Source organism: Geodermatophilus sp. SYSU D01186 (assembly GCF_054050215.1).
Map to the genome: position 1 here is coordinate 11,979 of NZ_JBJGYW010000035.1, position 17,632 is coordinate 29,610.

General features: G+C 74.8%; 18 protein-coding genes. 1 reads left to right on the plus strand and 17 read right to left on the minus strand.

Features of this window, described 5'->3' with window-relative positions:
- Positions 1–27: 27 nt before the first annotated feature.
- The 17 genes from ACI784_RS21000 to thrS all read right to left on the minus strand — a co-directional run bounded on the left by ACI784_RS21000 (position 28) and on the right by thrS (position 16,384).
- The gene (locus ACI784_RS21000) at positions 28–624 is read right to left on the minus strand and encodes an adenine phosphoribosyltransferase (RefSeq protein ID WP_456925580.1); all 597 of its coding nucleotides are present in this window, start codon (positions 622–624) and stop codon (positions 28–30) included.
- The gene (gene secF / locus ACI784_RS21005) at positions 621–2,000 is read right to left on the minus strand and encodes a protein translocase subunit SecF (RefSeq protein ID WP_457014785.1); all 1,380 of its coding nucleotides are present in this window, start codon (positions 1,998–2,000) and stop codon (positions 621–623) included. The genes ACI784_RS21000 and secF overlap by 4 nt, the downstream gene beginning before the upstream one ends.
- Complete coding sequence (secD, locus tag ACI784_RS21010) at positions 1,997–3,655, minus strand: protein translocase subunit SecD (protein WP_457014786.1); 1,659 nt, start codon at positions 3,653–3,655, stop codon at positions 1,997–1,999. Before secD ends, secF begins: the two co-directional genes overlap by 4 nt.
- A 13-nt stretch (positions 3,656–3,668) precedes the next feature.
- The gene (gene yajC / locus ACI784_RS21015) at positions 3,669–4,022 is read right to left on the minus strand and encodes a preprotein translocase subunit YajC (RefSeq protein WP_456925583.1); all 354 of its coding nucleotides are present in this window, start codon (positions 4,020–4,022) and stop codon (positions 3,669–3,671) included.
- A 163-nt stretch (positions 4,023–4,185) separates the two neighbouring features.
- A complete protein-coding gene (gene ruvB / locus ACI784_RS21020) occupies positions 4,186–5,307 on the minus strand; it encodes a Holliday junction branch migration DNA helicase RuvB (protein WP_456925584.1) in 1,122 nt (373 codons plus the stop codon).
- A complete protein-coding gene (gene ruvA / locus ACI784_RS21025; RefSeq protein ID WP_456925585.1) occupies positions 5,304–5,942 on the minus strand; it encodes a Holliday junction branch migration protein RuvA in 639 nt (212 codons plus the stop codon). Before ruvA ends, ruvB begins: the two co-directional genes overlap by 4 nt.
- Before the next feature lie 40 nt (positions 5,943–5,982).
- Complete coding sequence (gene ruvC, locus ACI784_RS21030; protein WP_456925586.1) at positions 5,983–6,549, minus strand: crossover junction endodeoxyribonuclease RuvC; 567 nt, start codon at positions 6,547–6,549, stop codon at positions 5,983–5,985.
- Positions 6,550–6,774: 225 nt separating this feature from the next.
- The gene (locus tag ACI784_RS21035) at positions 6,775–7,527 is read right to left on the minus strand and encodes a YebC/PmpR family DNA-binding transcriptional regulator (RefSeq protein ID WP_456925587.1); all 753 of its coding nucleotides are present in this window, start codon (positions 7,525–7,527) and stop codon (positions 6,775–6,777) included.
- Positions 7,524–8,183 carry a pyridoxal 5'-phosphate synthase glutaminase subunit PdxT gene (pdxT, locus tag ACI784_RS21040; protein ID WP_457014787.1) on the minus strand — a complete coding sequence of 220 codons (660 nt, stop codon included), beginning with the start codon at positions 8,181–8,183 and terminating at the stop codon, positions 7,524–7,526. Before pdxT ends, ACI784_RS21035 begins: the two co-directional genes overlap by 4 nt.
- A gap of 11 nt (positions 8,184–8,194) precedes the next feature.
- Positions 8,195–9,310 carry a heparan-alpha-glucosaminide N-acetyltransferase domain-containing protein gene (locus ACI784_RS21045; RefSeq protein WP_457014788.1) on the minus strand — a complete coding sequence of 372 codons (1,116 nt, stop codon included), beginning with the start codon at positions 9,308–9,310 and terminating at the stop codon, positions 8,195–8,197.
- A gap of 40 nt (positions 9,311–9,350) precedes the next feature.
- Positions 9,351–10,262 carry a pyridoxal 5'-phosphate synthase lyase subunit PdxS gene (pdxS, locus tag ACI784_RS21050; RefSeq protein ID WP_456925590.1) on the minus strand — a complete coding sequence of 304 codons (912 nt, stop codon included), beginning with the start codon at positions 10,260–10,262 and terminating at the stop codon, positions 9,351–9,353.
- Between the two features lie 66 nt (positions 10,263–10,328).
- Complete coding sequence (locus tag ACI784_RS21055) at positions 10,329–10,880, minus strand: hypothetical protein (RefSeq protein WP_456925591.1); 552 nt, start codon at positions 10,878–10,880, stop codon at positions 10,329–10,331.
- Positions 10,881–10,891: 11 nt separating this feature from the next.
- The gene (locus ACI784_RS21060) at positions 10,892–12,127 is read right to left on the minus strand and encodes a glycosyltransferase family 4 protein (RefSeq protein ID WP_457014789.1); all 1,236 of its coding nucleotides are present in this window, start codon (positions 12,125–12,127) and stop codon (positions 10,892–10,894) included.
- Positions 12,127–13,131 carry a phosphatidylinositol mannoside acyltransferase gene (locus tag ACI784_RS21065; RefSeq protein ID WP_457014790.1) on the minus strand — a complete coding sequence of 335 codons (1,005 nt, stop codon included), beginning with the start codon at positions 13,129–13,131 and terminating at the stop codon, positions 12,127–12,129. The genes ACI784_RS21060 and ACI784_RS21065 overlap by 1 nt, the downstream gene beginning before the upstream one ends.
- On the minus strand, positions 13,128–13,772 hold the full coding sequence (pgsA, locus tag ACI784_RS21070) for a phosphatidylinositol phosphate synthase (RefSeq protein WP_457014791.1): 645 nt from the start codon (positions 13,770–13,772) through the stop codon (positions 13,128–13,130). Before pgsA ends, ACI784_RS21065 begins: the two co-directional genes overlap by 4 nt.
- Positions 13,773–14,360 carry an HIT domain-containing protein gene (locus ACI784_RS21075; RefSeq protein WP_457014792.1) on the minus strand — a complete coding sequence of 196 codons (588 nt, stop codon included), beginning with the start codon at positions 14,358–14,360 and terminating at the stop codon, positions 13,773–13,775.
- Positions 14,357–16,384: a threonine--tRNA ligase gene (thrS, locus tag ACI784_RS21080; protein ID WP_457014793.1), complete on the minus strand. Its 2,028-nt coding sequence runs from the start codon at positions 16,382–16,384 to the stop codon at positions 14,357–14,359. The genes ACI784_RS21075 and thrS overlap by 4 nt, the downstream gene beginning before the upstream one ends.
- A gap of 192 nt (positions 16,385–16,576) precedes the next feature.
- Between thrS and ACI784_RS21085 the strand changes: the two genes are divergently transcribed.
- Positions 16,577–17,632: a polyphosphate kinase 2 family protein gene (locus tag ACI784_RS21085; protein ID WP_457014794.1), complete on the plus strand. Its 1,056-nt coding sequence runs from the start codon at positions 16,577–16,579 to the stop codon at positions 17,630–17,632.

A 17,632-nucleotide genomic window follows, 5' to 3' on the forward strand; every position in this document is an offset into this window, starting at 1 on the left:
CGTCCCCGACGGGCGGCGGGCTCCCTCTCAGGTGGTCCAGAGGGCGTGCACGGTGTGGGGCGCCAGCCGCTGCCGACCGCCGAGCGCGGCCAGCTCCACGACCACCGAGATCGCCGTCACCACGCCGCCGAGCCGCTCGACGAGGGCGACGGCCGCGTCCAGGGTGCCCCCGGTGGCCAGCACGTCGTCGACGACCAGGACCCGCTGGCCCGGCCGGATGGAGTCGGCGTGCAGCTCCAGCGTCGCCGTGCCGTACTCCAGCTCGTAGTCCGCGGCGATCCGCTCCCGCGGCAGCTTGCCCGCCTTGCGGACCGGCACCACGCCGACGCCCGCGTCCAGGGCGACGGCCGCGGCCAGCAGGAAGCCACGGGCCTCCACGCCGACGACGACGTCGAAGCCCGGCCCGTCGTCCCCGTCGCCGAGCGCGGCGGCGCGGGGGTCGGACAGCTGCGGCGCGGCCAGGCCGTCGACCATCCGCCGGAAGGCGGCACCGTCGGCGAACACCGGCGTGAGGTCGCGGAAGACCACACCCGGCTCGGGGTGGTCGGGCACGTCCACGGTGAGACCGGCGATCAGCTCGTCGAGGGGCACCACCGCGGCCTCGTCGACCGGCTCGGCGCTCATCGCCGCTTCTTCCCCCCGGCCGGGCGGCCCGGGCGCTGCGGCCGGGCACCCGGCCGCGGCGCGGTCGCGCCGCCGGTGCGCGGCTCGGGCCGCACCGACGCCGGCGACTCCACCACCACGTCGGCCTGCGCCGGCCCGAGGTCCTCCTCGCGCTCGGCGAGGGCGACGCCGCCGGACCGGCGGGCCGCACCGGCCGCGCGCCGGGCGCTGGCCACGGGCGCCGCACCCTGCTCGGTGCGGGCACCGCCGTCGCGGCCCTGCGAGGCCCGCCGGGCCTGCACCCGCTTGCGCAGCGCCTGCACCTCGGGCTCGCGGGCCTTGAGGTCGGCCACGATCGGGGTCGCCAGGAAGATCGAGGAGTAGGTGCCGGCGGCCAGACCGACGAACAGGACCAGCGCGAGGTCCTTGAGCGTGCCGACCCCGAGCAGCCCGGCGCCGACGAACAGCAGGCCGGCCACCGGCAGCAGCGCGATCACCGAGGTGTTGATCGACCGCATGAGGGTCTGGTTGACCGCCAGGTTGGCGGCCTCGCCCCAGGTCATCCGCGCGCTGCGGACGACGTCCTTGGTGTTCTCGTCGACCTTGTCGAAGACGACGACGGTGTCGTAGAGGGAGAACCCGAGGATGGTCAGGAACCCGATGACCGTCGACGGCGTGACCTCGAACCCGACCAGGGCGTAGACGCCCGCGGTGACCACGATGTCGTGGACCAGGGCGGCCATGGCACCGATCGCCATCTTCGGCTGGAACCGGACCGCGAGGAACAGGGTCACGGCGACCAGGAAGACGATCAGGGCGAACACGGCCTGGTCGGTGATGTCCCGGCCCCACTCGGCGCTGACCGACTCCGGGCTCACCTGGCTGGCGTCGATGCCGGCGGCGTCGGCCACCGCGTCGACGACCGCGCGCTCCTCGTCGTTGTCCAGCGCGCCCGTGCGCAGCAGCACGGTGTTCCCGCCGACGACCTGGGCGCTGGCGACGTCGGCCCCGGCGTCCCCGGCCGCCTCGCGGACCTGCTCCAGCTGCTGCTCGGTGCCCGGGAGCCGGAAGCTGTTGCCGCCGGCGAAGTCGATGCCGAAGTTGAAGCCGCGGAAGACGATCGCCAGCAGGCACAGCAGCACGACGACCGCGGTGATGCGGTAGATGAGCCGGCTGCGGCCGACGACGTCGAGCCCCGCCTCACCGTTGTAGAGGCGGTGTGCCAGCGACGCCCGGCGGGCGGGACGGCGGGGGCCGCGCTCGCCCTCGTGCGGCAGGCCGGCCTCGTCGAGGGCGGCGTCGTCCGCTGCCGCCGCGGCGTCGGCCGCAGCACGGGAGGCGTCCCGCGCCTCGTCGGCGTCGGTGCCCACCGGCAGCTCGTCGTCGCGGCCGGTCATGAGTCGCTCCTGTCCTGCGCGGTGGCGCTCGCCCCGCTGGTGGCGGCCACCAGCTGCCGGTCCCCGGCGGGCCGCCGGCCGGCGGGTCGCCCGGGCCGGTCGAGGTTGCTGCCGAGGCCGGAGAAGCGGCTGCTGCCGAAGCTCTTGAAGCGGGCCAGCACCGCCATCAGCGGGTGGGTGAAGAGGAAGACGACGACCAGGTCGAGCACCGTGGACATGCCCAGGGTGAACGCGAAGCCCTTCACGTCGCCGATGGCCAGCACGTAGAGGATCGCGGCGGCCAGGAAGCTGACGGCGTCGGCCGACAGGATCGTCCGGCGGGCACGGACCCAGGCGCGGGGCACCGCGGACCGCAGGGTGCGGCCCTCCCGGATCTCGTCCTTGAGGCGTTCGAAGTAGACGACGAACGAGTCCGCCGTGATGCCGATCGAGACGATGAACCCGGCGATGCCGGCCAGGCTCAGCGTGAACCCGATCTGCCGGCCCAGCAGGACCAGCACGCCGTAGACGACCACCGCCGACAGCACGAGGCTGGCGATCATGACCAGGCCCAGCAGCCGGTAGTAGAGCAGCGCGTACACGAAGACCAGCGCGATGCCGATCGCCCCGGCGATGAGGCCGGCCCGCAGCTGCTCGGCGCCGAGCTCGGTGGAGATGGACTGCGCGGTGGCCTGCTCGAAGGTCAGCGGCAGCGCCCCGTAGCGCAACTGGTTGGCCAGCTGCTCGGCGCTGGTCTGGTCGAACTGGCCGGTGATCGTCGTCTGCCCGTTGATGGCGCCCTGGATGGTCGGGGCGGACACGACCCGGCCGTCGAGGGTGAAGGCGACGTTCTTGCCCACGTTGGCCGCGGTGTAGGTGGCCCAGGTCTCCTGGCCGGTGGCGTTGAAGTCCAGCAGGACGACCCACTCGCCGGTCGTCGACTGGGTGCCGGCGCTGGCGTCGACGATGTCGGTGCCCTCGAGGATGGCCGGGCCGAGGAGGTACTTGGTGGTGCCGTCCTCCGAACAGGCCGCGACGTGGTCCTCGGACCGGTCGACCGCGCCGGTCGACTCGCCCTCGCAGGTGAGGGTCGCGTACGCCGCCTGGGCCTGCTCCTGCGTGACCGGAGGGGCGTTCGGGTCCAGCGCCGGGTCCTCGACGGCGTCGCTCGGCGCGGCGTCGGTGGTCGGGACGGCAGGGTCGGCCGCCGCGTCCGTCGGGGTGGCCGCGTCGGTGGGCGCGGCCTCGTCGGTCGGCGTCGCGGCGTCGGTGGACTCCGCGCCCTCCTCCGCCGGGGCCGCCGCCTCCGGGCCGGCCACGACCGGGCGGAACCGCAGCTGCGCTGTCTGGCCGAGCTCGCGGGCCTGGTCGCCGTCGTCCCCGGGCACGGAGATGACGATGTTCGTGTCGCCCTCGGTGACCACCTCGGCCTCGGCGACACCGAGGCCGTTGACCCGCTGCTCGATGATCTGGCGGGCCAGCTCGAGGTCCTCGGGGTCCGGCGCCTGGCCGTCGGGGGTGCGAGCCGTGAGCGTGACCGTCGTCCCCCCGCGCAGGTCCAGACCGAGCTGGGGCGTGCGGGTGTCGCCGGTGAAGAAGACCAGGCCGTAGAGGACGGCCACGATCAGGAGGAAGGCGCCGAAGTACCGGCGCGCGGGGAGATGCCGTTGGGCCACGGGGCGCTCCGGCCTACTGGGCGCGGCCGGCCGGACCGCCGTCGGCCGGGCCGGTGGCGTCGTCCCCGGGCAGGACGGGGCCGTCGGTGGCGGTCGGGCCCGCGACGGCGGGCTTGCGGACCTCGAGGATCGCCTGCCGGGCGAAGGTGACGACGACCCCGGGCGCGATCTCCAGGTCCACGGTGGTGTCCCCGAGGGCGACGACCGTGCCGTGCAGACCGGCGGTGGTCATCACCGGCGTGCCCGGGGTCAGCGACTCCTGCATCGCCTGGGCCTGGGCCTGCACCCGCTTGCGCTGCCGGGCCGGCAGGACGATGAGCAGGACGAAGGCCAGGGCCAGGAGGACGAGCGGGAAGTACTGCTCCACGACTGATGTGCCTCTCTACCGCGCGGTGCTGGCGCGGTGGGTACGGTCCGGGACGGGACCGCTCGGGTGCGTCGGCTGCGGGGCACGCAGACCTCCGGGCACGGCGACCGGGCGGGACGCGCGCGGCCGCGGCCGGACGGGTTGCGCGCCAGCGCCCCGCAGTCTAGGCGTCGAAGAGCGTCTCTGACGACGATCCCGGGGCCTGTGGGTCTGTCGTGACCCGCCCGAGGGGGACGCCGCCCCGCGGGACCGGCTGGCCCAGGTGCTGCCAGGCGGCCTCGGTGGCCACCCGACCACGGGGCGTGCGAGCGAGCAGGCCGGCGCGGACGAGGAACGGCTCGCACACCTCCTCGACGGTGTGCGGCTCCTCCCCCACGGCGACCGCCAGCGTGGCGACGCCGACCGGGCCACCGCCGAAGCGCATGACCAGCGCCTCCAGGACGGCGCGGTCGAGCCGGTCCAGGCCGAGGTGGTCGACGTCGTAGAGGGCCAGCGCGGCCTGGGCGACGTCGCGGGTCACCCGCCCGTCGGCCCGGACCTCGGCGTAGTCGCGCACCCGGCGCAGCAGCCGGTTGGCGATCCGGGGCGTGCCGCGGGAGCGCCCGGCGATCTCCGCCGACCCCGCCTCGGTCAGCTCGACGCCGAGCAGCGAGGCGCTGCGGGCCAGCACCTGCTGCAGCTCGGCCGGCTCGTAGAACTCCATCTGCCCGACGAACCCGAACCGGTCGCGCAGGGGGCCGGTGAGCAGACCGGCCCGGGTGGTGGCCCCGACCAGGGTGAACGGGTTGATCTCCAGCGGGATGGCGGTCGCGCCGGGCCCCTTGCCGACGACGACGTCGACTCGGAAGTCCTCCATCGCCATGTAGAGCAGTTCCTCGGCCGGCCGGGCGATCCGGTGGATCTCGTCGATGAACAGGACGTCGCCGGGTGCGAGGTTGGACAGCATGGCCGCCAGGTCACCGGAGCGCTCGATGGCCGGCCCGCTGGTGATCTTCACCGACGTGCCGAGCTCGGAGCCGATGATCAGCGCCAGGCTGGTCTTGCCGAGCCCGGGCGGGCCGGACAGCAGCACGTGGTCCGGCGGCCGGCCGCGCCGCTTCGCGCCCTCCAGGACCAGGTCGAGCTGGCGGGCCACCTTGGGCTGGCCGATGAAGTCGGCCAGCGAGTGCGGCCGCAGCGCGGACTCGACGACCCGCTCCTCGTCACCGGCCTCCGCCGTCACCGGCTCGTACCGGCCGGCCCCCGCGTCTGCGGCCGACAGCGGCCGGTCGAACGGCCCGCTCACGGCCGGCCCAGCATCCGCAGCGCCTGGCGCAGCAGGACGGCGACCTCGACCGACCCGGTGGCCACGATCTGCTCATCGGCGATCGGCGCCAGCGCGGCGACGGCGCCGTCGGCCTCCTTGCTGGTCCAGCCCAGCCCCACGAGGGCGGAGGCGAGCTGGTCCCGCCACGGCGCGACCGGGGTGACCGGGGGCAGCCCGACGGCCGCCGGCCCGTCCAGCTGGGTGTCGGTCGTGGTGGCACCCAGCCGGTCGCGGAGCTCGAGGATCAGCCGCTCGGCGCCCTTCTTGCCGATGCCGGGCACCTGCATGAGCGCCTTGACGTCGGCCATCGAGACCGCGCGGCGCACCTCGCGCGGCGGGTGGATCGCCAGCACCGCCTGGGCCAGCCGCGGCCCCACGCCGTTGGCGGTCTGCAGCAGCTCGAACAGCTGCCGCTCGTCGTCGTCGGCGAAGCCGTAGAGGGTGAGGCTGTCCTCCCGGACCACCAGGCTGGTCGACAGCCGGGCGCTCTCCCCCACCTGCAGCCGGGCGATGGTGCCCGGCGTGCACTGCACCGCCAGGCCGATGCCGCCGACCTCGACCACGGCGCCGTCGGGCGAGACCGCCGCGACGCGGCCGCTCACACTGGCGATCACTGCGCTCCTCCCGTCGTGGCGGGGCCGCTCCCCTGACCGGTCACCGTGAGACCCCCGTCCACCGCGGCAGGGTCGTGGACCGCACCGGGGCGCCGATGCCACCGGCCAGCGCCGCCACCCGCAGCCGCTGCTGCGCCGGGCCCCGCCAGACGTGGCAGACGGCCAGGGCCAGCGCGTCGGCGGCGTCGGCGGGCTTCGGCGCGGACGCCAGGCCCAGCACGCGGGTGACCATCAGGGTGACCTGCTCCTTGTCGGCGCGGCCGCTGCCGGAGATCGCGGCCTTGACCTCGCTGGGGGTGTGCCAGGCGACGGGGCGGTCGGCCTGGGCCGCGGCCAGCGCGGCGACGCCGGCCGCCTGCGCCGTGCCCGTGGCGGTGCCCTTGTTGTTCTGGGTGAACACCCGCTCGATGGCCACGACGTCGGGCCGGTGCTCGCGCAGCAGCGCCGTCACCGCGGTGTGCAGCTCGAGCAGCCGCAGCTCGAGGTCGAGCTCAGCGGCGGTGCGGACGACGCCCACGCCGACCGCGACCGGCCGCGCGCCGGGCCGCCCGTCGACCACACCCCACCCGCACCGGGTGAGGCCCGGGTCGATGCCGAGCACCCGCATGGAGCCCCTCCTGCCGTTGACCGAACTGGTGTTCGACCCACGCTAACCGCCCCCACCGACGGGGAGCCAGGCAACACGCGGTCCAGCCGACGCCGATGGCGATCCGCGGCGCCGCCCGGGGTCCGGCCGGCGCAGCAGCGCGACCAGGTCGGCACGGGCGACCGCGCGGACCAGCGCGCCGGGACCCGCGCGGGACAGGGCGGGACCAGAGGGGACGACGAGTCGTCAGCCGACCCGCTCGAGGACCTCGTCGGAGACGTCGTAGTTGGCGTAGACGTTCTGCACGTCGTCGCAGTCCTCGAGGGCGTCGATGAGGCGGAAGACCTTGCCGGCCGCCTCCTCGTCGAGCTCGACGGTCACGCTCGGCACGAAGCCGGCCTCGGCGGAGTCGTAGTCGATGCCGGCGTCCTGCAGGGCGGTGCGGACGGCGACCAGGTCGGTGGGCTCGCTGACCACCTCGAACGAGTCGCCCTGGTCCCGGACCTCCTCGGCGCCGGCGTCGAGCACGGCCATGAGCACGGTGTCCTCGTCGACGGTGTCGGTCTTCGGCACCACCACGACGCCCTTGCGGGAGAAGAGGTAGGCGACCGAGCCCGGGTCGGCCATCGACCCGCCGTTGCGGGTCATGGCCGTGCGCACCTCCATCGCCGACCGGTTCTTGTTGTCGGTGAGGCACTCGACCAGGACGGCGACACCGCCGGCGGCGTAGCCCTCGTAGGTGATGCCCTGGTAGTCCACGCCGCCGGCCTCCAGGCCCGCACCGCGCTTGACCGCCCGGTCGATGTTGTCGTTGGGCACCGAGCTCTTCTTCGCCTTCTGGATGGCGTCGAACAGCGTCGGGTTGCCGGCGGGGTCACCGCCACCGGTGCGGGCGGCGACCTCGATGTTCTTGATCAGCTTGGCGAAGAGCTTGCCGCGCTTGGCGTCGATGCCGGCCTTCTTGTGCTTCGTCGTCGCCCACTTGGAATGGCCGCTCACGACATACCCCTCTCGTCCCCGGCGTCCGCGCCGGCCTGCTGGGCCAGGTGACGGCGGACGATGTCGACGAACAGCGCGTGCACCCGGCGGTCCCCGGTCAGTTCGGGGTGGAAGCTGGTGGCCACCAGGTTCCCCTGGCGGACCGCGACGATCCTACCGTCGGCCTCACCACCGACGACCCGCCCGAGCACCTGCACCCCCGGCCCGGCCTCCTCGACCCACGGCGCCCGGATGAACACCGCGTGCACCGGTCCTCCGGTCAGTCCCTCGAGGGCGACCTCGGACTCGAAGGAGTCCACCTGCCGGCCGAAGGCGTTGCGCCGCACGGTCACGTCGAGCCCGCCGACGGTCACCTGGTCGGGCGGGGCGTCGAGCAGCCGGTCGGCGAGCAGGATCATCCCGGCGCACGAGCCGTAGGCCGGCAGCCCGCCGGCGATGGCGGCGTGCAGCGGTTCGAGCAGCCCGAACCGGGCGGCCAGCTTGCCGATCGTCGTCGACTCGCCGCCGGGGAGGACCACGCCGTCGACGCCGGCCAGCTCCTCGGGACGGCGCACGGGCACCGCCTCCGCGCCGAGCGCGCGTGCTGCGGCCAGGTGCTCACGGACGTCGCCCTGCAGGGCCAGCACGCCGATGACGGGAACGCGGATCTCGGGCACGACCGCCCAGGCTACGGCCCGGCCGCCCGCGTCGAGCTCCAGGTCAGCAGCCGCTCCAGCGGCCCCCGTCCGAGCCGCAGCCGCCAGACCGCGGCGACCACCACGGCGGTCACGGTGAAGCGCACCCACACGTCCCAGCCCGGCTGGACGGGCAGGTCCAGCAGCCAGATGGCGACGATCTGCGCGGTGTAGACCGACAGGGCCATCGCCCCGACGGCGGCCAGCGGCCAGACCGGCCACGGGAGGACGTCGGCGAGGACGAGGCACAGGCCGATGACCGCGACGGCGACCCCGGCCGCGCCCACCACCTCGAACGGCGTCCCGCTGTGCGGCTCGGCCCCGGCGAACCAGGCCGGCTCCCAGGCGCCGTCCCGGCCGAAGCCCTGGGCCATGCCGGTGAAGGGGCGCTGCGCGTCCACCCACCGCGTGCTGAGCCAGCCGCCGCCGTAGCCGGCCACGGCCGCGAACGTCCCGCCGGCGACCAGCGCGGCCCGCACCCCGGCCGAGCGCAGGTCGCTGCGCCCGACGGCCAGGCCGACGAGCACGAACGCCCACCAGATCAGCGCCGGGTAGGTGCCGGTGACGGTCAGGGCGGCCAGCGCCGACCGCGACCGCTCCTGGGCGGTGACCCACTGGCCGGCCTCCAGCACGAGGAACGGCCCGGCCAGCGCGATGGCGCCGGCCAGGAGCAGCAGCCACCGGCGGGACCAGCGGAGGAAGGGCAGCGCCAGGACGAACAGCACCGCGTAGACGCCGAGGATGACCGCGACGAACGTGCCGAGGACCTCCAGCACGCCGCCGATCGCGAAGACCCAGGCCGCGCGCACCAGGATGCGCGTGCGGGCCCGGGCGAGCTCCCGGCCGGAGGCCGGGGAGACGCCGCCGGACAGCAGCGCGATCGACACCCCGGCGAGCGTGGCGAACAGCACCGAGGACCGGCCCTCCACCACCGACGGCCACGTGGACGGCGCCCAGCCGAGGTCCCCGGTGATCCCGAGGTGCGCCCCGAACATGCCCAGGACGGCGAGCCCGCGGGCGAGGTCCAGGCCGGCGATGCGGCCGGGCGGGCCCGGGAGCCGGCGGACCCGCCCTGGCCGGTCGTCGACGCGCGCGGACTCCACCGTCACGGCGCGAGAGTAGGGCCCCGGAGCTGCTCCGGGGCGGCGCTCACCAGCCGCGAGTGGCGTACCGCTCGCCCTCGGGCAGGGTGGCGACGTTGATGCCGACCATGGCCTCGCCGAGCCCGCGGGAGACCTTGGCGATGACCGCCGGGTCGTCGAAGAACGTGGTGGCCTGCACGATCGCCGCGGCCCGCTGCGCCGGGTCGCCGGACTTGAAGATGCCCGAGCCGACGAACACCCCCTCGGCACCCAGCTGCATCATCATCGCGGCGTCGGCGGGGGTGGCGATGCCGCCGGCGGTGAACAGCACGACCGGCAGCTTGCCCAGGCGGGCCACCTCGGCGACGAGGGGGTACGGGGCGCGCAGCTCCTTGGCGGCGACGAACAGCTCGGTCTCGTCGAGGGTGCCCAGACGGCGGATGCCGGCCCGGATGGCCCGCATGTGCCGCACCGCCTCGACGACGTTGCCGGTGCCGGCCTCGCCCTTGGAGCGGATCATCGCCGCGCCCTCGGCGATCCGGCGCAGCGCCTCGCCGAGCTCGGTGGCGCCGCAGACGAACGGCACGGTGAACTCGCTCTTGGCGATGTGGTGGGCCTCGTCGGCCGGGGTGAGCACCTCCGACTCGTCGATGTAGTCGACCCCGAGGCTCTGCAGCACCTGGGCCTCGACGAAGTGCCCGATCCGCGCCTTGGCCATCACCGGGATGGAGACGGCGTCGATGATCCCGGCGATCATGTCCGGGTCGCTCATCCGCGCGATCCCGCCCTGGGCACGGATGTCGGCCGGCACCCGCTCGAGTGCCATGACGGCGACCGCCCCGGCGTCCTCGGCGATGCGGGCCTGCTCGGGGGTGACCACGTCCATGATCACGCCGCCCTTGAGCTGCTCGGCCATGCCGCGCTTGACGCCCTCGGTGCCGGTGCCGGCCTCGGGACCTGCGGTACGGGGGTCGGTCACGCTGTGCTCTGCCACGGGATGCTGCCTCAAGACTCGACGGGAGTGTGCGCAGCGATGCTACGGCCCTCAGGACCGCGGCCGGCCGCCCCCGGATGCGCTGCTGGTGACCTCGCGCAGGCCGTCCTCGATGTCGAAGAAGCGGGGCAGCGGGCGGGAGGCGTGCAACCGCAGCAGCCCGGTCAGCCGCCGGGTGCGCAGCAGGTGGGTGTCGCGGACCGCGTCGTTGTAGAACCGCCGCGCCAGCCCGATGCGGGTGGCGGTGCCCTCGAGGTCGGCGCGCAGCGCGGCGGGCACGCCGGGCAGGTCGGCCGGCAGCTCGCGCAGCTCGCGGCCCAGCGCGTTCTCGGCGAGCTCGCGGTCCCCGGCAGGCACGTTGCGCGCCCCGGCCGCGGCCGCGGCCAGCCGGGCGGCCCGCTCCTCCCCCACCGCGGCGGGGTGCTCCCGGGCCAGCTCCGCGGCCAGTCCCGCCCGCCGCCGCAACTGGGTGTCGAGGGCGGTCCAGGCGCGGTCGGCGCGCGTCTCCAGGCGGCGCAGCCGGGTCAGCGTCCAGCCCGCCCAGACCGCCAGCAGCACGAGGACCGCCGCGACCGCGCACAGCAGCCAGACGTCGGGGGTCACGACGGGGAAGGCTATCGCTGCACCCACCGGCGCAGGGCCGACCGCAGCGGGGCGTCGCCGGAGTCGTCGTCCTCGTTCCGCACCTCGGGCAGCGCGGCCAGCTCGTCGTCCTCCGAGGCGGTCACCTCACCCGCGCCCGGCAGGACGACGGTCTCGTAGACGGCCAGGATCCGGCGGGCGACCACCGACCAGTCGTAGGAGGCGGCCGCCCGCGAGCCGGCGGCCGACAGCCGGTCCCGCTTCGCCGGGTCGGCCAGCAGGTCCGACAGGGCCGAGGCCAGCTGCCGGGAGTCGCCGCGACGGACGAGCACCCCGGCCGCGCCGTCCTCCAGCACCGCGGCGAAGGCGTCGAGGTCGCTGGCGACGATGGGCGCCCCGGCGGCCATGGCCTCGATGAGGATGATGCCGAAGGACTCCCCCAGCAGGTTCGGCGCGCAGTACACGTCCACCGAGCGCAGGAAGGCGCCCTTCTCCTCCTCGCTGAGCACCCCGAGCAGGGAGACGTGCGGGCGCAGGTCCTCGCCGAGCAGCTCGCGCACCTCGTCCGGGTCGCCGCGGCCCGCGATGAGCAGCTGCGCCCCCGGGTGCCGCCGGACGACGGTGCGCATCGCCTCCAGCAGCACCGGCAGGCCCTTGCGCGGCTCGTCGTACCGGCCGAGGAAGCCGATGGTGGGCCCGTCGACCCCCCGGGTGTGCCCGGGCAGGGTCGGCCCGGTCGCGAAGGCGCCGACGTGCACGCCGTTGGGGATGATCACCGCGTCCCCGCCCAGGTGCTCCACCTGCACTCGGCGGGCGAAGTCCGAGACGGCGATCCGGCCGCTGATCCGCTCCAGCCACGGCCGGATGACCGGCCCCCAGGCCGCCAGCCACTTGGAGCGGATGGTCGCGGCGTGGAACGTCGCCACTATCGGCCCCTTGGCGATCATGCAGACCAGCAACCCGATGGACGGCGGCGCCGGGTCGTGGACGTGGACGACGTCGAAGTGCCCCTCCCGCAGCCAGCGGCGCACCCGCGCGGCGGAGACCGGCCCGAACTGCACGCTGGCCATCGAGCCGTTGTAAGGGACCGGCACCGTGCGCCCGGCCCACGTGACGTGCTCGGCCGGCAGCGACTCCTCGCGCTCGGCGGGGGTCAGCACCTCGACGTGGTGGCCCAGCCCGCGCAGGGTCTCGGCCAGGTCACGCACGTGGTACTGGACGCCGCCGGGGACGTCCCACTGGTAGGGGCAGACCAGCCCGATCCGCATCAGCGGACCGCGCCCGCGGGGACGTCGTCCGGTGGCACGTCGGGCCAGATGCGGCCGAGCACGTGCCAGTCCTCGGGCTGGGCGGCGATGCCCGCGGCGAACGCGTCGGCCACGCCCTGCATCGCCGTGGTGACCCGGTCGCGCAGCCGCCCTGGGCCGGCGACCGGCACCTCCGGGGAGAAGACCAGCCGCCACCCGCGCGGGGTGAACTGGCAGACCGTCGGCACCAGCGGGGCCCCGGTCTGCGCGGCCAGCAGCGCCGCTCCCCCGGGCAGGGTGGCGGGCCGGCCGAAGAAGGACACCGGCACGCCGCCGGACCCGAGGTTGCGGTCGACGAGCAGGCAGGTCGCGCCGCCGCCGGTCAGCCACTTGCGCAGCACCTCGGTGCTCGGCCGCGGACCGCCGGTCAGCGGCACCACCCGCATGCCGAGGGACTCCCGGTAGTCGAGGAAGCGGCGGTAGAGGGACTCCGGGCGCAGCCGCTCGGCGACGGTCATGAAGGGGCCGCCCAGGCGGTCGACGAACCACACCCCGGCGGCGTCCCAGTTCCCGCTGTGCGGCAGCACCATCACCAGGCCGGCGCCGCGGCTGCGGGCCCGCTCCAGGTGCTCGAGGCCGACGACCTCGGTCCCGGCCACGATGCGCTCGCCGGACAGCCGCGGCAGGCGGAAGGCCTCCTGCCAGTAGCGGGCGTAGGAGCGCACCGCCCGGGTGGTGAGCCGGTCGAGCTCGTCGTCGGTCAGCCGACCCCCGGTGGCCACCCGGAGGTTGGCGCGCAGCTGCCGGACCCCGCGGCCCCGCCGGCCGGCGGCCCACCGCCCGGCGGCGTCGAAGCCCCCGCGGGCCACCGGCTCGGGCAGCAGCCGGACCGCGCCCCACCCGGCGGCGAAGCCGAGGTCGGTGGCCCGGGCGCCCACCCGGGCCCGCAGGCCCGGCCGGCCGGGCACCACCGCCAGGCCGGGCGAGGGCCCCGGCCCGGTCCCGGCCGGGGAGGCGTCACTCACGGCGCGGTCTCTCCGGGCGGCGGTGCCGAGGGCAGCGGCCGGCCGCGACCGGCCCGGTGGACGGCGGCGAACCGCTGGCCCACGGTGACGGCGCTGCCCACCAGCAGCACCCACAGCGTGACGTGCAGGGCGTACGGGATGCCCAGGCCGGTGAACCCGGTGCCGACGAGCACGAGGATCAGCCGCTCGGTGCGCTCCACGATGCCGACGTCGCAGCGCAGGCCCACCCCCTCGGCGCGGGCCTTGACGTAGGAGGTGAGCACCCCGAGCACGAGGCAGAGCAGCGCGAGCAGGACCAGGAGCCGGTTGTCGCCCGCGCCCGAGTACCACCACACCAGCGCCCCGAAGATCGCCGCGTCGGCGGCCCGGTCGCCGGTGGAGTCCAGGACCGCGCCGAACAGCGACCCGCCGCCGCGGGCACGGGCCAGTGCGCCGTCGAGCATGTCCAGCAGCACGAAGACGGTGACGGTGAACGCGCCCCAGAACAGGTGCCCGGTGGCGATCAGCCCCACGGCCCCGGCGACCGCGCCCAAGGTGCCGGTCGCGGTCACCATGTCGGCGGTGACGCCGAGGCGCAGCAACCGCGTGACCACCGGCGCCCAGAACCGGCCGACGGCCGCCCGGGCGTTGATGCCGAGCACTCAGTCCTCCCGGGCCGGGACGGGGGCGCCGTCGGCGGGCCAGTGCTGGGCCAGCAGCGCGCGCGTCTCCCGGAGCACCTGCGGCAGCACGCGGGTGAGCCCGATGACCGGCATGAAGTTGGTGTCCCCGCCCCAGCGGGGCACGGCGTGCTGGTGCAGGTGGTCGGCGATGCCGGCGCCGGCGACCGATCCCTGGTTCATCCCGATGTTGAACCCGTGCGCCCCGGAGACCGCGCGCACCACGCGCATCGCCGTCTGGGTGAACCAGCCGAGCTCGGCGACCTCGGCGGGGGTGAGGTCGGTGTAGTCGGGCACGTGCCGGTACGGCACGAGCATCAGGTGCCCGGCGTTGTACGGGTACAGGTTGAGCACCGCGAAGACGAGCTCGCCGCGCGCGACGACCAGCCCCTCCTCGTCGTCCATCTGCGGGATCAGGCAGAACGGGCAGTCGTGCGCGCCCGTGGGCTTGCCCTCGCCCCGGATGTAGGCCATCCGGTACGGCGTCCACAGGTGCTCGAAGACCGTGGCCGGGCCGCCGTCGTCACTGGGGACGGCGACCCGGAAGACCTCCTCCGCGCCGGTGCTCATCCGGCCACCAGCGCGTCCGCGGTCGGGTCGACGTTCGCGCGCTCGGCCACCCACTGGGCGATCGCGGCGACCGCCTGGTCGACGGGCACGCCGTTGTGCTGGCTGCCGTCGCGGAAGCGGAAGGACACCGCGCCGGCCTCGGCGTCGGTGGCCCCGGCGATGAGCACGAACGGCACCTTCTGCTTGCTCGCGGTGCGGATCTTCTTCTGCATCCGGTCGTCGGAGTCGTCGACCTCGACCCGGAGGCCGTGGACACGCAGCCGCAGCGCGACGTCGGTCAGGTAGGGCACCTGCTCGTCGGTGACCGGGATGCCGACCACCTGCACCGGGGCCAGCCACGCCGGGAACGCGCCGGCGTAGTGCTCGGTGAGGACGCCGAAGAACCGCTCGATGGAGCCGAACTTCGCCGAGTGGATCATCACCGGCTGCTGCCGGGTGCCGTCGGCGGCGCTGAACTCCAGGCCGAAGCGGGCCGGCTGGTTGAAGTCGTACTGGATGGTCGACATCTGCCAGGTGCGGCCGATCGCGTCCCGCGCCTGCACCGAGATCTTCGGGCCGTAGAACGCCGCGCCGCCCGGGTCGGGGACGAGCTCCAGGCCGGTCTCCTCCGCGGCCTCCTGGAGCACGCGGGTGGCGGCCTCCCACTCCTCGTCGGAGCCGATGAACTTGTCCGAGTCGCCGCGGGTGGACAGCTCCAGGTAGTAGTCGTCGAGGCCGAAGTCGCGCAGCAGGCCGAGGACGAAGGCCAGCAGGTGACGGATCTCACCCGGCGCCTGCTCGGGCGTGACGTAGCTGTGCGAGTCGTCCTGGGTCAGCCCGCGCACCCGGGTCAGGCCGTGGACGACGCCGGACTTCTCGTACCGGTACACCGACCCGAACTCGAAGAAGCGCAGCGGCAGCTCGCGGTAGGACCGCCCGCGCGACCGGAAGACCAGGTTGTGCATCGGGCAGTTCATCGCCTTGAGGTAGTACTCGCTGTTCTCCAGCTCCATCGGCGGGAACATCGTGTCGGCGTAGTACGGCAGGTGCCCGGAGGTCTCGAACAGGCCGCGCTTGCTGATGTGCGGCGTCCCGACGTAGTCGAAGCCCTCCTCGATGTGCCGGCGGCGGACGTAGTCCTCCATCTCCCGCTTGACGACGCCGCCCTTCGGGTGGAACACCGCCAGCCCGGAGCCGATCTCGTCGGGGAAGCTGAACAGGTCCAGCTCGGCACCGAGGCGCCGGTGGTCGCGGCGCTCGGCCTCGGCCAGGTGCTCCAGGTACGCCTTGTGCGCCTCGCGGCTCTCCCAGGCGGTGCCGTAGATGCGCTGCAGCTGGGGGTTCTTCTCGCTGCCGCGCCAGTAGGCCGCCGCCGACCGGGTGAGGCTGAACGCCGGGATGGTGGAGGTGCGCGGCAGGTGGGGGCCGCGGCACAGGTCGGTCCAGACGCGGTCGCCGGTGCGCGCGTCGAGGTTGTCGTACATGGTCAGCTGCGCGCCGCCGACCTCCACGGAGGCGCCGTCATCCGAGGACTCCCCCGCCCCACCCTTCAGCCCGATCAGCTCGAGCTTGTACGGCTCGTGCGCGAGCTCCGTCTGCGCGTCGGCGTCGTCGATCTCGCGGCGGGCGAACCGCTGCCCGGCCTTGACGATCTCCTGCATCCGCTTCTCGAGGGCCTTGAGGTCCTCGGGGGTGAACGGCCGCTCGGGGTCGAAGTCGTAGTAGAAGCCGTTCTCCACCGGCGGGCCGATGCCCAGGCGGGTGCCGGGGAACAGGTCCTGCACCGCCTGGGCGAGCACGTGCGCCGTCGAGTGCCGGATCACCGCGCGGCCCTCGGGGCTGGCCGCGGGCACCGGCTCGACCTCCGCGTCGGCGTCGGGCACCCAGGCGAGGTCCTTCAGCTCCCCGGTCGCCACGTCGCGGACGACGACCGCGCCGTCGGGGCCCTTGAGCGGGACGCCCGCCGCCTTGAGCGCGTCCTGGGCCGTCGTCCCGGCCGGCACCTGGACGGGACCGACGGCGGTGGGCGAGGGCGGGGTCGACACGAGAGCGCTCCAGAGGATCGGCGAACGGATGACCCGAGCGTAGTGCGCGGCCTCCGGTGCCCCCGGGACGACGGCGTGGCCGGGGCCGGCCGGGGCGGGGACACGGGCCGCGCGGGTTCACCCCGACGGGAGGAGGCGACCGCCCGGGGTCGGCAGGCAATCTCGGCCGGCGCCGGGCAGGAGGTGGTCGCGATGGCGACGGTGACCGACGAGCGCGCGCAGCGCATCGCCACGTTCATCGAGCCGCTCCGGGTGGAGCCGGGCAGGACGGTCGAGCTCGCCAGGGACTTCGACCCCGGCTACCGCTCCGACATGGTCCGGAAGGAGGACGGGCGGCAGCTGATGCAGAACGGCATCGCCCTGCTCGCCGAGTACCAGGCCCGGCTGGCCGCCCAGCGCACGCACGGGGTGCTGGTCTGCCTGCAGTCGCTCGACGCCGGCGGCAAGGACGGCACCATCCGGCACGTGATGAGCGGGGTGAACCCGCAGGGCGTGCACGTCAGCAGCTTCAAGGTGCCGTCGGCGGCCGAGCTCGACCACGACTACCTGTGGCGCTACGCGTGCCGGCTGCCCGCCCGGGGGGAGATCGGGATCTTCAACCGCTCGCACTACGAGGAGGTCCTCGTCGTCCGCGTGCACCCCGAGGCGCTCGCCCGGCAGCGGCTGCCCGAGACAGACGGGCACGAGGAGCTGTGGCACCGCCGCTACAGGGAGATCAACGACTGGGAGCGCTACCTGGTCGAGAACGGCATCTCGGTGGTGAAGCTCTTCCTCAACCTCTCCAAGGAGGAGCAGCGGGTCCGCTTCCTCAAGCGGATCGACGTCCCCGAGCGGAACTGGAAGTTCTCGGCCGCCGACGCCCGGGAGCGGCAGCGGTGGGACGACTACCAGCTCGCCTTCTCCCGGATGCTCTCGGCGACCAGCACCGAGTGGGCGCCCTGGTACGTCGTCCCGGCCGACCGCAAGTGGTTCGCCCGCATCTGCGCCGGCGCGGTGCTCGCCCACACGCTGATCGAGCTCGACCCGCACTACCCGGTGGTCGGCGAGGACGTCGTCCGCGACCTCGCCGACGTCAAGCGGGAGCTGGTGGCAGAGGCGCCGTCCGGGGCCGCGCCCGACCCGTACGCGGCCGCGCACGACGCCACGGGACACGGGCACGGGAACGGGAACGGGCACCGGCACCACGTCCACGACGGCAGGCGCGGGGGCAAGCGGGCGGCGGGCAGCGCGAGGAAGAACAGGGCGTGA

Bases quoted from the DNA above. Each gene is read 5' to 3' on its own strand.
- secF (WP_457014785.1), bottom strand. From the start codon at position 2,000: ATGACCGGCCGCGACGACGAGCTGCCGGTGGGCACCGACGCCGACGAG.
- ACI784_RS21060 (WP_457014789.1), bottom strand. From the start codon at position 12,127: ATGCGGATCGGGCTGGTCTGCCCCTACCAGTGGGACGTCCCCGGCGGC.
- ACI784_RS21000 (WP_456925580.1), bottom strand. From the start codon at position 624: ATGAGCGCCGAGCCGGTCGACGAGGCCGCGGTGGTGCCCCTCGACGAG.
- ACI784_RS21085 (WP_457014794.1), top strand. From the start codon at position 16,577: ATGGCGACGGTGACCGACGAGCGCGCGCAGCGCATCGCCACGTTCATC.
- ACI784_RS21075 (WP_457014792.1), bottom strand. From the start codon at position 14,360: ATGAGCACCGGCGCGGAGGAGGTCTTCCGGGTCGCCGTCCCCAGTGAC.
- ruvC (WP_456925586.1), bottom strand. From the start codon at position 6,549: ATGCGGGTGCTCGGCATCGACCCGGGCCTCACCCGGTGCGGGTGGGGT.